Origin of the sequence: Campylobacter sp. JMF_04 NA10 (assembly GCF_027737655.1) — a bacterium.
GTDB lineage: Bacteria > Campylobacterota > Campylobacteria > Campylobacterales > Campylobacteraceae > Campylobacter_B.
On sequence record NZ_JAOVTZ010000001.1, the window covers coordinates 369,271 to 382,470 of the forward strand.

Annotated in this window: 16 protein-coding genes and 1 tRNA gene; 2 read left to right on the forward strand and 15 right to left on the reverse strand. The window is 41.9% G+C overall.

What is annotated here, in order from left to right; genetic code table 11:
• On the forward strand, positions 1 to 2,493 hold the full coding sequence (locus OFO12_RS01925) for an efflux RND transporter permease subunit (RefSeq protein ID WP_270869264.1): 2,493 nt from the start codon (positions 1 to 3) through the stop codon (positions 2,491 to 2,493).
• A 38-nt stretch (positions 2,494 to 2,531) separates the two neighbouring features.
• Positions 2,532 to 2,629: transfer RNA gene (locus OFO12_RS01930), tRNA-Sec, on the forward strand.
• 177 nt (positions 2,630 to 2,806) lie between these two features.
• On the opposite strand, the gene trxB is transcribed toward OFO12_RS01930, so the two are convergent.
• The 15 genes from trxB to OFO12_RS02005 form a co-directional block, all read right to left on the reverse strand.
• Positions 2,807 to 3,748 (reverse strand): thioredoxin-disulfide reductase, encoded by a 942-nt coding sequence (gene trxB / locus OFO12_RS01935; RefSeq protein ID WP_270862209.1) that lies wholly within the window; start codon positions 3,746 to 3,748, stop codon positions 2,807 to 2,809.
• Positions 3,749 to 3,829: 81 nt separating this feature from the next.
• Positions 3,830 to 4,147, reverse strand: a complete 318-nt coding sequence (gene trxA / locus OFO12_RS01940) for a thioredoxin (RefSeq protein WP_270862210.1) — start codon at positions 4,145 to 4,147, stop codon at positions 3,830 to 3,832.
• Positions 4,148 to 4,225: 78 nt separating this feature from the next.
• A complete protein-coding gene (locus OFO12_RS01945) occupies positions 4,226 to 4,564 on the reverse strand; it encodes a YraN family protein (protein ID WP_270864814.1) in 339 nt (112 codons plus the stop codon).
• Entirely contained in the window at positions 4,564 to 5,829 is a 1,266-nt protein-coding gene (locus OFO12_RS01950) for a homoserine dehydrogenase (RefSeq protein ID WP_270869265.1), read from the reverse strand. Before OFO12_RS01950 ends, OFO12_RS01945 begins: the two co-directional genes overlap by 1 nt.
• Positions 5,826 to 7,037 carry an LL-diaminopimelate aminotransferase gene (locus OFO12_RS01955; RefSeq protein WP_270862213.1) on the reverse strand — a complete coding sequence of 404 codons (1,212 nt, stop codon included), beginning with the start codon at positions 7,035 to 7,037 and terminating at the stop codon, positions 5,826 to 5,828. Before OFO12_RS01955 ends, OFO12_RS01950 begins: the two co-directional genes overlap by 4 nt.
• 1 nt (position 7,038) lies before the next feature.
• On the reverse strand, positions 7,039 to 7,794 hold the full coding sequence (locus tag OFO12_RS01960; protein WP_270865859.1) for a hypothetical protein: 756 nt from the start codon (positions 7,792 to 7,794) through the stop codon (positions 7,039 to 7,041).
• On the reverse strand, positions 7,788 to 8,738 hold the full coding sequence (locus OFO12_RS01965) for a hypothetical protein (protein ID WP_270869266.1): 951 nt from the start codon (positions 8,736 to 8,738) through the stop codon (positions 7,788 to 7,790). The genes OFO12_RS01960 and OFO12_RS01965 overlap by 7 nt, the downstream gene beginning before the upstream one ends.
• The gene (gene rlmB, locus OFO12_RS01970; protein ID WP_270864809.1) at positions 8,731 to 9,411 is read right to left on the reverse strand and encodes a 23S rRNA (guanosine(2251)-2'-O)-methyltransferase RlmB; all 681 of its coding nucleotides are present in this window, start codon (positions 9,409 to 9,411) and stop codon (positions 8,731 to 8,733) included. Before rlmB ends, OFO12_RS01965 begins: the two co-directional genes overlap by 8 nt.
• Before the next feature lie 35 nt (positions 9,412 to 9,446).
• Positions 9,447 to 10,262, reverse strand: a complete 816-nt coding sequence (rsmI, locus tag OFO12_RS01975; protein WP_270869267.1) for a 16S rRNA (cytidine(1402)-2'-O)-methyltransferase — start codon at positions 10,260 to 10,262, stop codon at positions 9,447 to 9,449.
• Positions 10,263 to 10,463 carry a 50S ribosomal protein L31 gene (gene rpmE, locus OFO12_RS01980; RefSeq protein ID WP_270858428.1) on the reverse strand — a complete coding sequence of 67 codons (201 nt, stop codon included), beginning with the start codon at positions 10,461 to 10,463 and terminating at the stop codon, positions 10,263 to 10,265.
• Between the two features lie 71 nt (positions 10,464 to 10,534).
• Positions 10,535 to 11,191, reverse strand: a complete 657-nt coding sequence (locus OFO12_RS01985; protein ID WP_270869268.1) for a 16S rRNA (uracil(1498)-N(3))-methyltransferase — start codon at positions 11,189 to 11,191, stop codon at positions 10,535 to 10,537.
• Positions 11,191 to 11,688, reverse strand: coding sequence for a hypothetical protein (locus OFO12_RS01990; RefSeq protein WP_270869269.1), 498 nt, complete (start codon positions 11,686 to 11,688; stop codon positions 11,191 to 11,193). The genes OFO12_RS01985 and OFO12_RS01990 overlap by 1 nt, the downstream gene beginning before the upstream one ends.
• Positions 11,688 to 11,873: a hypothetical protein gene (locus OFO12_RS01995; protein WP_270858431.1), complete on the reverse strand. Its 186-nt coding sequence runs from the start codon at positions 11,871 to 11,873 to the stop codon at positions 11,688 to 11,690. Before OFO12_RS01995 ends, OFO12_RS01990 begins: the two co-directional genes overlap by 1 nt.
• Positions 11,873 to 12,454, reverse strand: a complete 582-nt coding sequence (locus OFO12_RS02000) for a 6-pyruvoyl trahydropterin synthase family protein (RefSeq protein ID WP_270869270.1) — start codon at positions 12,452 to 12,454, stop codon at positions 11,873 to 11,875. The genes OFO12_RS01995 and OFO12_RS02000 overlap by 1 nt, the downstream gene beginning before the upstream one ends.
• Entirely contained in the window at positions 12,451 to 13,200 is a 750-nt protein-coding gene (locus tag OFO12_RS02005) for a 7-carboxy-7-deazaguanine synthase QueE (RefSeq protein WP_270869401.1), read from the reverse strand. The genes OFO12_RS02000 and OFO12_RS02005 overlap by 4 nt, the downstream gene beginning before the upstream one ends.

Sequence of the window (13,200 nt, forward strand, 5' to 3'; positions counted from 1 at the left end):
TTGAAACGCATTTTTCGCTTAATTGTCAAATTTCCAAAGAGCGTTTTAGCTATATTTAGCGCTCTTGCGCTCTTTTTTGGTTATTTTTGCACACATTTAGAAATCGACGCTTCGAGTCAAACCCTGCTTTTAGAAAACGACAAGGATTTAGAGATTTGGCGCGAAGTTAGCGCGCGATATGCTACACCGAATTTTTTCGTCGTAGCATACACCCCCTCGCAAGACTTGCTAAGCAAACAGACACTATCAAACATAGCAGAGCTTAACGCCAAATTTAGCGCGCTAGATTTCGTTGATAGCGTGGTGGATTTGGGAAATGTGCCACTTTTGTTAAACAAAAAGGGCGATTTGAGCGAGCTTTTAAAACATATCCCCACGCTAAAAGACGCAGATATCGACCTAGCCGCTGCTAAGCGTGAGCTACTAACTAGCCCATTTTACGCTTCAAATTTAGTCAGCGCAGATTTTGGCACGACTGGAATTTTGATAAATTTAAAACCAGAGAAAAAATACGAAGAGCTACTTCGTGCGCGAGATAGTGCGAAAAACGCCCTAAATTTGGCAAAAAAATCAAATTTGGCGAATTCCGAAATTTCAAATTTAAAGCAAAATTTAAAACTTGCCGAGCAAAATTTCAAAGCTTACAGAGATGAACTTCGTATCAAAGACCACGAAAATTTACAAAACCTTCGAGCCATAATCGCCGAATTTTCTAGCGCGCACCCTAGCGAGCGGCTGTTTTTGGGCGGTATAAATATGATAGCCGATGATATGATAAGCTATGTCAGAAACGACCTTAGCACTTATGGTGTGGGCGCGCTGGTGCTCTTGCTAGCGTGCTTTTGGCTCTTTTTTAGGCAAGCGAAATTCATAGTGCTTCCGCTTATCATTTGCGCTTACTCGGTAATGATCAGTAGCGGGCTTTTCGGCCTTTTGGGCTTTGAAATCACCGTAATTAGCTCAAATTTCATCGCCCTTGTGCTAATCATCACGGTTTCTGTGTGTATCCACCTAATCGTAGCTTACCGCGAATACAGCGCCAGATTTCCTAGCTTTTCGCAACGCCAGCTAGTATATGCGGTCTTGCGCGAGCGGGCTAAGCCATGCTTTTTTGCGATTTTTACCACAATAGTGGGATTTATGTCGCTAATTTTCTGCGATATTAAGCCTGTGATTTCGCTAGGAATTATGATGAGCGTGGGAATTGCGTGCTCGCTAGTCGTGGTGTTTTGCCTCTTTGGCGCGGTGATGAGCATATCTAGGCGCACGCATAATAATCGCAGTTTTGAGAAGCAGTTTCGCTTCACCCATTTTTGTGCGAATTTAGCCCTAAATCACAGAGGCAAAATTTACACAGTTTGCGCGCTAGCTGTTTTGGCTGGGATTTTTGGGATTAGCAAATTGCGTGTGGAAAATAGCTTCATTGGCTATTTTAAGGAAAATACCCCGATTTATGCCGGTATGGAGGTCATCGACACCAAGCTTGGTGGCACGATTCCACTCGATATCGTGATAAAATTCCCAAAATCGCAGAGCGCGCCAAGCGAGGAAATGGACGAATTCGAGGCTGAATACGCCGCGAACGAAAACGACCCAAAATACTGGTTTAGCTCCCAAAAAATGCGAATTATAGGCAAAACTCACGCATTTTTAAAAGACCAAAACATTAGCGATCACAAATTTATCGGGCAAGTAAGCTCTCTTAGCTCTCTTTTGCAAGTCGGGCGCGATATAAACTCAGGCGAGGAGCTAGATGATTTAATGCTAGCGCTAATTTACTCTGAACTGCCTGCGAACTACCGAGAAATGGTGCTTTCACCCTATGTTAGCATAGAAGAAAACGAGGCGCATTTTAGCATTCGCACGATTGATAGCGACCCAAATTTACGCCGAAATGAATTTTTGCAAAATTTGCAAAATGATTTAGATAAATTGCTCGCAAATGACGGCGTAAGCGCGCAGGTAAGCGGTATAATGGTGCTTTATAACAACATGCTCCAAACCCTAATGAGCTCGCAAATCGGCACACTTGGCATTACGGTTGGGGTTTTGTTTGTGCTGTTTTGCTTGATTTTCCGCTCGCTAAGCTACGCATTTATCGCGATTGTGGTAAATCTAATCCCGCTTTGCGTATGCTTTGGGATAATGGGGATTTTAGGCATTCCGCTAGATATTATGAGTATTACGATTGCCGCGATTAGTATCGGTATCGGCGTAGATGATGTCATACACTATCTATTTCGCTTCCGACGCGAGTTCGCGCGCACGCAAGATAGCGCAGAGGCAATCCGCGCAAGCCACGCTAGTATCGGGTATGCGATGTATTATACTTCGTTTGCAATAATTCTGGGATTTAGCGTTATGATGATAAGCAATTTTTGGCCGACGATTTATTTTGGGCTTTTGATCTGCCTTGTAATGGCGCTTTTGTTGCTTGGCGCGCTCATAATCCTGCCTTCACTCTTAATGAGCAAATCTAGGTTAAAAATTTAATCTAAAATCAAATTTAGCCTGCTATAATGGCGAGTTTTGGAGAGGATGATGACCTGGTGGCGTCTGCGGACTTCAAATCCGATAAGAGGGCGGTTGACCGCTTTCTGGGGGGTTCGATTCCCTCACTCTCTCGCCAAAATTTAAATTTCAAAATTTCAAATTCTTAGCGCAAAATTTTCCAAAATTCACAATTCTGCAAATTTTATACGAATTTAAAAATTTAAACTTAGTATTTTTGAAAAATTTTAAATTTACATAAACCCCCAACCACAAAGCGTGGCTGGGGGTTGAAATTTAAGAATTTAGAATTTGATTAATTTGAGTGTTCTAGATATGAAATCACGCCAAGGGCGGCTGTCGCGCCATCAGCGGCTGCGCAAACGACCTGTTTTGGCGCATCTATGCGCAAATCACCCGCCGCAAAAAGACCTGGCAGGCTTGTTTGCATTTTTAGATTTACCACAACCTTGCCCTCGTCGTTCATATTGCAGATAAAATCGCCGTTTTCGTCCCTTAGCACGCTGTTTCGCACATCAAGCCCCACGAAGGTAAAAATCCCAGGCAGGCTCAATTCTCTTTTTGCACCTGTGTTTTTATCGCTAACGACAATGCCCGTTACTCCGCTATTATCGCCTTTGATCTCATCGACGATTGCATTTGTGATAAGCTCGATTTTTTCGTTATTTTTGACCTTTTCGATAGTGTTTGGCGTAGCGCGAAAACCGTCTCTTCTGTGGATTAGATAGACTTTCGAGCAGATATTTGCTAGATACAGCGCCTCTTCGAGCGCAGTATTTCCACCGCCAAGCACCGCTACTTCTTTATTTTTATAAAAAAATCCGTCGCAAGTAGCGCATGTGCTAACCCCGCGTCCGAAAAACTCGTCTTCGCCCTTGACCCCTGCTCTGCGAGGTTTCGAGCCGGTGGCTACGATTACAGCCTTGGCACGAGCGGTTTTGCCGCCCTCTAAAAATATGCTAAATGCGCCGTCTTCGTCCTTTTTGATACGCTCGACGCTTATCATTTCGTGTTTGAGCCCGAAGCGAAAGCACTGCTCCTGCCATGGCGCCATGAAGCTCATGCCGTCCATCACGGTCGCTACACCAGGGTAATTTTCCATTTCGGAGCTACTTGTGATTTGACCTCCTGGCATACCCATTTCATACATTACAACATTTTTAAGTCCGCCCCTTGTGGCGTAAAGTCCCGCACTTAGCCCAGCTGGACCGCCACCGATGATTGCTAAATCTAACATTTTTTCTCCTTTGTTTTATTTTTTAATCAAATTTAGGGCTAAATTTCAGTGAAAAATAAAAAGGGCTTTCGCCCTTAAATTTTAAAGTAATGAGTTGATTTTATCGGTGATTACTTGTTTTGATTGCGCGCCGATTAGTTGAGCTGCAACTTCGCCGTTTTTGAAAAATAGCATAGTTGGGATCGAGCGAACGCCAAATTCTACTGCCAAATCTTGCGCTTCATCGGTATTTACCTTGCAAATTTTAGCTTTGCCCTCAAACTCGTTTGCTAGCTCGTCGATGACAGGGGCAATCATACGGCATGGTCCGCACCATGGAGCCCAGAAATCAACTAACGCAACGCCCTCGCCTACTACATCTTTGAAATTTGCAGATGTAAGTTCGATATATTTTCCCATAAATTCTCCTTTAAATAAATTTGGTTGAAAATCGGACTATTATAGTTTTACAATATTAATGAAAGGTAAAAATTTGGGTTATAATGAAATATTATTGATAAAATTTATCCGTTGCGGATAAATTTCAATTAAATCAATCTGCCAATCATCGCAAATTTCGTTTGTCAAAATGTAATAATCAATCGCCTTTAAAATTTTGCTCATCTTTGCAGGCGTTACACGGCTAGCAGCGCAGTAATCGCCACTAGTCGCCTTAACCTCGATAAAGTGCAAAATTTCATCTTTGCTCGCGATGATATCAATCTCGCCAAATCGCGAGTGAAAATTTCGCGCGATTATCTTAAATTTATTCTGCTCTAACCACCCAGCAGCCCTATCCTCGGCAGAAAATCCAAAGAGATAATTTTTTAGCCCCATTACTCTTCGATTCTAATCATAAATGGTCGCTGTATGATAAACTCCTGCGCGTCTAGCTCGCCCATAGCGCGCTTGACATCGGCCTCTAAGCTCGTGTGAGTGGTGAAAAACAGCGTAACGCACTCTTCTGTTTTTTGCTTTGGTTTTTGCAAAAAGCTATCAATTGAGAGGTTGTTTTCGCTTAATATATTTGTGATTTTAGCCAAAACGCCCTTTTCGTCTTTGACGCGAATTCGCAAATAATACTTCGTGCGAATTTCTCGCATAGGCAAAATTTCAATATTATTTCCAAGTTCTTTTTTATAGCCTAAAATCGGGCTTTTGTTGCCTCGTGCAATATCTATTAAGTCGCTTATAACAGCACTTGCAGTAGCCCTACCACCAGCTCCTGGTCCGCCAAACATACTCTCGCTCATACAATCGCCAAAAACGCTAATGCCGTTCATTACCCCGCCTACTTTTGCGAGCATTGCATCTTGCGGGATAAGTGCAGGATGAACACGAAGCTCGATATGCCCATCATCTATGCGTTTGGCAATCGCTAAGAGCTTGATTACATACTCAAATTCGTGCGCGAAATATATATCTTCTTTGCTAATCCTATCAATACCTTTAATCAAAATATCCTCAGGTCTGCCCTGCGCCCCATAAGCAATGCTAGCTAAAATTAGCAGTTTATGTGCTGCGTCAAATCCGCCTATATCGAAGGTCGGATCAGCCTCGGCGTAACCTAGCTCTTGCGCTTTTTTGAGTGCGTCTTCGAAATTTTCGTTTTTTTGCATCATATTTGTGAGGATATAATTGCTAGTACCGTTTAATATACCGATGATTTTTTCGATTTTATTCGCACTTAAACCCTCGCGCAAAGCTTTGATTATCGGAATTCCGCCAGCTACGCTAGCTTCATAACCAAAAGGCGTGGAGCCGGCTAAATTTTCAAGCTCATATCTATGATAAGCCAAAAGTGCCTTATTTGCAGTAACGACAGCCTTTTTGCGTTTTAAAATTTCACTAACTATCTCATAAGGCTTTTCGACTCCGCCCATGAGTTCGACAAAAACATCGATATCATCGCGGTTTATGACTGAATTTAAATCATCGCTTAGCGGGATTTTAGCACTGCGCTTTTTGCTTAGATCTCGCACCACGCCGATAACTGGCTCGATTTTAACCCCAGCGCGCGCAGTGATTAGCTTTTCGTTTTCGATGAGTATGTTTGCTACCTCGTTACCGACGGTTCCGACGCCTAAAATCGCTACTCTCATTTGACCTCTTTAAGATATTTTTTGATATTTCGCGCTGCTTGGCGGATTCTATTTTCGTTTTCGATAAAGGCAATTCGCACATAATCATCTCCCGCACTTCCAAAGCCAATTCCAGGACTTACAGCCACGCAAGCCTGTGTTAGAAGCTGTTTTGAAAACTCCATGCTCTTTAATCCAGCGCATTGCGGAGGTAGTTTTGCCCATGCAAACATGCTAGCTTGCGGGGTAGCGATCTCCCAGCCTGCGTTGCCAAAGGCTTCTAGCAAGACATCTCTTCGTTTTTGGTAAGTCGCCCTTATCTCATCAATGCACTCTTGTGGGCCATCAAGCGCGATTGTAGCGGCGACTTGGACTGGGGTAAACATACCATAATCAAACCACGATTTTATCTTTTTAAGCGCAGCAACTAGGCGTTTATTTCCGCACACAAATCCCACGCGCCAGCCAGCCATATTGTAAGTTTTCGATAGCGTGTATGCCTCGACTGCGACATCTTTGGCGCCATCGACTTCAAAGATACTTGGAGTTTTGTATCCATCAAAGCTAATCTCAGCGTAAGCGATATCGCTGATGATATAAAATCTCTCTTTTTTCGCCATTGCTACAAGGCGCTCATAAAAGCTCTTTTCGACGGTTACGGTTGTTGGATTGTGCGGGAAATTTACCACGACATATTTTGGTCTAGGAATACTCTCATCAAATGTTTTTTGAAGTTCGATGAAAAATTTATTCTCATCAAATTCCAAAGTTTGCGTATCGTAAGGCAAAGGGATTTTCACCACATTTCCGCCTGCGATAATGAAGGCTTGGGTGTGGATCGGATAGGCAGGATCTGGGACTACGGCTACATCGCCAGGGTTGATTATCGCGCTTGTTAAATGCACAAAACCCTCTTTCGAGCCCATTGTCGCGACGATTTCGCTATCAGGATCAAGCATGACGCCGTATTTGCGCTTATACCAGTTAGCACATGCCAAGCGGAGCTTGTAAATGCCCTGACTTACGCTGTAACCATGAGTTTTGTCCTTTTGCGCGCTTTCGCAAAGCTTGTCAATGATGTGCTGTGGCGTGCGGCCGTCTGGGTTACCCATAGAAAAGTCGATTATATCATCGCCCTTGTGGCGTGCTGCCATTTTAATCGCATTGACCTCAGCAAAAACATAATTAGGCAATCGCTCTATTTTGCCAAATCTAATCTCGTCAAACATCTCATCCTCCTATAAGTTTGATTTCTAAGCCTTGTTTGATATTTTCCCCAGCAAATGCGTCGCAAAGGTGCATATAATGCGCATTTGGCGGGAATTTAATCTCCAACTCTTTTACTTTTGCCTCACTGATTTTGTTTGAAATTTCGTCTAAATTTTTGTCATAAAAGGCTATGTTTGGATACCAAACCTGCGCGCCTTTGGTTTTAACAACTGCTTTTTTGGTGTTTGCGATATTTATAAAATAGCTACTTTTTAGCTCGTTTTGTTCTTTGTTTGTGAGCAAATTCATACTCTCAAAATTTAGGCGAAACAGCATTACATCGCCTAAAATCATAAAATCCTCGACATAAATTTTATGCTTTTTAAGCTCAGTATAAATCGCGCCAGGATCGACCATACGGTTTGTGCGCAAAAGTATGCTTCTTAGCTTTTCGCCCTCGTCTAAATTTAAAAAAGCTAAATTTTTGTAATTCTCTAAATTTAGCCTGTCAAAGACCAAATTTAGCGGTTTTAAAAGAAATTTTGAATTTTGCTTTGTAAGAAATTTTATCTCAATCCCGCGCGCCCTATCGCTTGGAGTGAAATTTAAAATTTGGTTTTTTTCTAAAATTTTGCTTATCTTTGCAAGGTCGGCAAAGCCGTTTTTATCGCTCAAATCTTCACTTGCGTTGATATCGTAACGCGCCAAAATTTCGCTAGGGCTCGCACAAAAAGCCAGCCCCAAACAAAACGCGAGCGCGAAAACGATTTTTACCACTTTTTGCCCTTATTTAGCCGAATAAACTCTTCGTTTGAAATTTTGTTTATTTCGCCGTTTTTGATGTGGAGTTTGATTGTGTTTTTCTCGCTAAATTTCACCGGATCGCCCGGCTTTCCTATGTCAAACATACCATGCCCCGTAGCGATTAAAAGCTCGTCGCTAGCACTTAGCGTATAGCTTTCGCTTGTAACAAATTCTCGTTTTTTGCCAGTAGTTAAATTTATTATTCCTAGCCAAATTTTAACATGCGGTGTGAGTTTAAGCTCATCGCTTGGGCTAAATTTCGCGCTTGTGTTATTATCGCTAGCATTGCTATCACTTGCGTTTGCGTCGCTTGCATTAGCCTCTGCTTTGATGATTTGTATGCTTCGATCTAGCGCATTTGGCGCACTTGCGTTGTAATCACTTGTATTATAATCGCTAGCGTTAAATTCCAATGCGCGCGGCGATTCATAAGGCCTAATACCTACATCTTCTAGCTGTTTTTGCGTATCGCTAACCACGCTATTATCGGAGTATGTGGCGTTAGTTTCTTCATTTAGCATGGAGCCTAAAAATTCATTAAATTTCTTATGAAGCTCGAAATAAAAAATCGCAGCGATTATCAAAAATATCGCCACTAGCCATATTATCCAGCCTCCACCCTCTCTTTTGCTGCCACTTGCACGCGCATAGACCTTTTCGACATGGGCTCTTTTATTTGGTTCAAAACTAGCCTTTGCGGCCCTAAACTCGCTCAACCACTCGCTCAAATCCAGCCCAAATTCGCGCTCTAAAATTTTAATATATCCAGCGACATTGAAATTCGCAAGTTTTTGAAAATCTTTATCTAAAATCGCTTTTAAATTTTCCACTTCGATATGCGTTACATTGGCGACCTCGCCTAAATCCATGCCTCGCAAACGCTCTAAATCTAGATCTTTTTTTTCCTTCTCATCCATTTAAAATCCTATCACAAAGTATCGCAAAAGCGGCGCTTACATTTAACGAATCCCAGCCCTCGCGCATTTTGATCGATACTTTTTTATCGCATTTTTTAAGCACTTTTGCAGGGATTCCAAACCCCTCGTTACCCATGACAAGCGCCCTTTTTTTGGCAAATTTAAGCTCTTTGAAATTCTCTCCGTCCGCACTGGCAGCGCAGATTTCAAACCCAGATTGTTTTAGCTCGTTTAGCGCGCTAAGCCCGTCAGCGAGCCTAACTACATTTAGCTCATACGCAGCACCCGAACTAGCCCTTAAAATGCCTTCGATGTTTAGATTATTTGCGACAATTATCACGCTATTTGCGCCCAAAGCGTAAGCCGTGCGCATAATCGCGCCGATGTTTCCCACATCGGTCAGCCCGTATAAAACGACCAAAAATTCATCGTTTTTCACACTCGCAAACTCAGCGAATTCAAACTCGCTAACCTCGGCTAAAAAACCTTGATGATTGCCACCATGCGCCAAAGCTTGGGCTTTTTTGCTATCTACGCGCTCGACTTTGACACCAGTGCGCGCAATACGGCGAAAAATATCGCTCTCGCACTCCTTGGCAAGCATAATGCGAACAAATTTTTCGCTATGGTGTTCTAAAATATGTAAAAATAATTGTTTTCCGTAAATAATCATTTTGCGATTTTAGCAAAAAATGGTTAAGAGATGCCTTATTTTATCAAATCGTTGTAGATTTCTTTGACAGATTTTCCGGTGATTTTAGCAAGCAATTTTGCCTTGATTTTGGGCGAAATTTCAAGGCTTTTAATGTCGTTTTCGCTGATTTTTTCGAAATTTGCCTCTTTTGCACCAGCTACCACCACAGCCCACTCGCCGTTTAAATTCGCAGTTTTTAGGGTGAGGGCCAGCTCTTTTGCGCTGCCAAAAAATTTGGTTTCAAACTTTTTACTCGCCTCTTTTATGGCAAAAATTTGGCGATTTTCGTCTAAATTTTCGATACCGCAAACAAGGCTTAAAATCCGCTTTGGCGATTCGTAAATCACGCATGGATATGGGTTTTTGAGCATGTTTTCTATGGCGATTTTGCGCTCTTTGCCAGTATTTGGCAAAAAGCCTAAAAAGCAAAATTCCTTTTCCACTATCCCGCTGGCTGCAACTGCTAGCAAAAGCGCGTTTGCCCCGCTTAAAATTTCGTATTCGATGTCGTTATTTTGGGCAAATTTCACAAGCGCAATCCCTGGATCGCTAATGCAAGGCATGCCAGCGTCGCTTAAAAATGCACAATTTTTTTGGGTGAAATTTAAGGTGTCAAATTTGGCGAAAAATTCGCTTTCGTTGTGCGTGTGAAGCGAATAAAACTCTTTTGGAGTGAAATTTATCTGATATTTTTCGCTAAGTAAGTTTAGAAGTTTTTTACTAAATCTTGTGTCCTCGCAGATAAAAATCTCGCATTTGGTGAGTATTTCAAGGGCATGGGTTGAAATGTCAGCGAGATTTCCTATCGGCGTAGGAACGAAATAAAGCAATTATTTCATTCCATATTTTTGTTTGAATTTCTCAACACGACCCGCGCTATCTACGATTTTTTCGCTACCTGTGAAAAATGGGTGGCAGTTTGAGCAGATATCTACACGGATTTCTTCTTTGTTTGAGCGTGTTTTAAAAGTGTTGCCACAAGCGCAAGTTACGGTTGTTTCAACATAATTTGGGTGAATATCTTTTTTCATTTTAACTCCTTGCAAATTTTAAAAGGTTGCAATTATACAATAAAATTTTTAAAAAATCAAATTTGACTTTTTTAGAAAATAAGCCTTGCGCAAGCAGTCATTATCGCGGTGTTTGAGCGCAAAATATATGGCAAATTTAGCTCGTAAGATTTGCTAAATTTTTTGCGTTCATTTTCGGAAAATCCACCCTCTGGGCCTATAAAAGGAATCTCGTTTTTATCAAAAATCTCCAAACTTTTGCCCTCAAAATCGATCAAAACCGAATTTGGATATTTAGCCAAAAGCTCGTCCGAACTAGATAAAATTTCAAGCTCTATGATAGAATTTCGCCCGCACTGACACGACGAATTTATCAAAATTCGCCCCATGCGCTCCAAATCCAGCCTAACATTTTTTTGCGAAAAATCGCTATAAACAAAAATGATTTTTGCCACGCCCATTTCATTTAGGCTAGGAAGCGTTTTTTCGATTACGCTTGGCTCGACCACCGCCCAAGCAAGGCAAAATTCGTGCTTTGGAGAGATAACGGAGTTTTTAAAAACCAAATTTGATACCGCGGTTTTGCGTGAAATCTCGGTAATTTCATAGATATAATTGCTCTCATCGCGCAAATTTCTAAAATCCACTCTATCGCCCACGCTAAGGCGTCTAGCGCGCAAATGCGAAAAATTTTCCCCCAAAATTTCCAAAATCTCGCTTCCTGCGTTTTTGTCATAAAAAAATACCATTATATAAAACTCACTATCAAAATTATCGCAAAAATTACGCCCAAAATTTTAGCTATTTGCGCGCGGTAAATTTCAAATTTTTGCCCCAAAAATGCGCGTTTAAGGCGTTTGTATCCCACCGCGCACAGCCCCATTATGCACACTGTGCCCACGCACATCAGCCCCACACTCACGCTCACGCTAGCCATTACTGGCAACATTACAGCCCCAGTTGTTACAATCGCTGCCAAAACAGCGTAATACACGGGCAAAAATTTGCGAATTCTAGCCAAATATTTTCGCCCATTAAAAAGCTTTTTGCGCGCTTTTATCCCCCTTAAATTTCGCAAAGCAGGAAATTTCACGACGCCGTTTTTCTCGGCTGAATTTAAAGTGTAAAATTTAATGTTTTTATCGATTTTAAGGCGCGTTAGAGCAAAATACACAATCGTAAGCGCGCCAAAGACAAAGGCGAAAAATTTATGAAAGCCTAGCGCGCTAGCAAACATATACTCCATTACTCTACCACTGGTTCTGGCGGGAGTTGGGGGTTGATTTGCGGGAGCGGGTCAGGGTTTGCGATGCTCACATCACTAGGCACCTCGCTAGATACAGGCGGCTTTTCTAGCACCTTTTCTTCCTCTTCTTTGCACCCCGTAAAAAGTGCTAAAACCGCAAAAATACCCAAAATTTTCGCTCTCACTAGCAATCCTTTTCGTAGCTAAATTTCACGCCATTTACGAGCTTTTCAAACATTTTTTTATCCCTCCACTCAGCTATTACGCCAGGGGAAAATTTAATCTCTTCTAGCTCGATTTTGCCCATATTTTCGTTATCGGCGTCTTCTTCGAAGCACTGCGCATAGCCCGTGGAAGTCTCATGCACGATGACGCTATGAAGCCTTACTTCGCGCTCGCCGTTTTTCATTTCGCTTAGTTCTAAAAGTCTGCGAATTAAGATAAAAAATATTCTCGCAAACTGCTCCGCACTCGCATTTTGCGGGATCTCTATCCAGCGCGCGCTGTATTTTTTCAAATCGTTTTTATACTCGTCGCTCTCGCCAGAAAATATCGTCGTAGCGTGGTCGAAACTATCGATTAAATTCCTAATCCCAAGCTTCATATAGCCAAAATCATAGACCATGCCAGCATTGTCAAGGTAGTTTGAGCTAAGCAAAACCTCGCATTTATACGAGTGCCCATGGATACTCTGTCTGCACCTTTGCGACCCGCAAAAGCGCACTATATGGGCGTTTTCGAACTCATACATTTTTCTGATTATCATACACTTTCCTTATCGTTCCAAATTCTAATATGCGCTCTATCGGAGTAATTATAACCATTTTTTATGCAAAATTTAGCGACAAATTCTGCGTTTTGCTCCAACTCCGCCTTGTTTGCGCCAAGAGGCATACAAAAAACATCATTTTCGCACTCTGCTAAAATTTCGCAAATTTCGGCTTTGGCGTCAAATTCAGGCGAAATTACAAATTTATAAAAGCTATCTTTTGCATTTTTTTTAATCGCTTTTAAAGCCTCAAAATTTAGCCGTTTTTCGCGCGGTTCGCCCGAATTTGAGAGCTTCGGCGAGATAGCAAAAACGCAATCTTTGTAAAACGCAAACTTTTCAAAATCGATTAAAATCGTGCCGTTTGTTTCGAAATGCACCTGGTAATTTAACCTTTGTAAATTTTGGATAAATTCGATAAAAATTTCGTTTTTGTGGTGCAAAAGTGGCTCGCCACCAGTGATGATTATAATGGGTTTTTGCGAATTTGCATTTGAAATTTCGCCATTGATTTTTTCTATTAAATACTTCGCCGAAACTACTTCTTCACTCTCAAAATGCCCCGTCTGCACCGCGCGAATCGTATCGCACCCAACCAAAATTTCGCCAGTTTTAGGGGATCGAGCGCTCACGCCAAATCCAGCGCATTTTAGATTGCACCCCGCAAAACGCATAAACAGCGCAAGTCTGCCTGAGTATTTGCCCTCGCCTTGGATACTTAAAAAGCTCTCTACTAGGCGCAA

Coding starts and splice junctions, on each gene's coding strand:
- trxB (WP_270862209.1), bottom strand. CDS start 3,748: ATGTTAGATTTAGCAATCATCGGTGGCGGTCCAGCTGGGCTAAGTGCG.
- trxA (WP_270862210.1), bottom strand. CDS start 4,147: ATGGGAAAATATATCGAACTTACATCTGCAAATTTCAAAGATGTAGTA.
- OFO12_RS01945 (WP_270864814.1), bottom strand. CDS start 4,564: ATGGGGCTAAAAAATTATCTCTTTGGATTTTCTGCCGAGGATAGGGCT.
- OFO12_RS01950 (WP_270869265.1), bottom strand. CDS start 5,829: ATGAGAGTAGCGATTTTAGGCGTCGGAACCGTCGGTAACGAGGTAGCA.
- OFO12_RS01955 (WP_270862213.1), bottom strand. CDS start 7,037: ATGTTTGACGAGATTAGATTTGGCAAAATAGAGCGATTGCCTAATTAT.
- OFO12_RS01965 (WP_270869266.1), bottom strand. CDS start 8,738: ATGGATGAGAAGGAAAAAAAAGATCTAGATTTAGAGCGTTTGCGAGGC.
- rlmB (WP_270864809.1), bottom strand. CDS start 9,411: ATGATTATTTACGGAAAACAATTATTTTTACATATTTTAGAACACCAT.
- rpmE (WP_270858428.1), bottom strand. CDS start 10,463: ATGAAAAAAGATATTCACCCAAATTATGTTGAAACAACCGTAACTTGC.
- OFO12_RS01985 (WP_270869268.1), bottom strand. CDS start 11,191: ATGGTATTTTTTTATGACAAAAACGCAGGAAGCGAGATTTTGGAAATT.
- OFO12_RS01990 (WP_270869269.1), bottom strand. CDS start 11,688: ATGGAGTATATGTTTGCTAGCGCGCTAGGCTTTCATAAATTTTTCGCC.
- OFO12_RS02000 (WP_270869270.1), bottom strand. CDS start 12,454: ATGATAATCAGAAAAATGTATGAGTTCGAAAACGCCCATATAGTGCGC.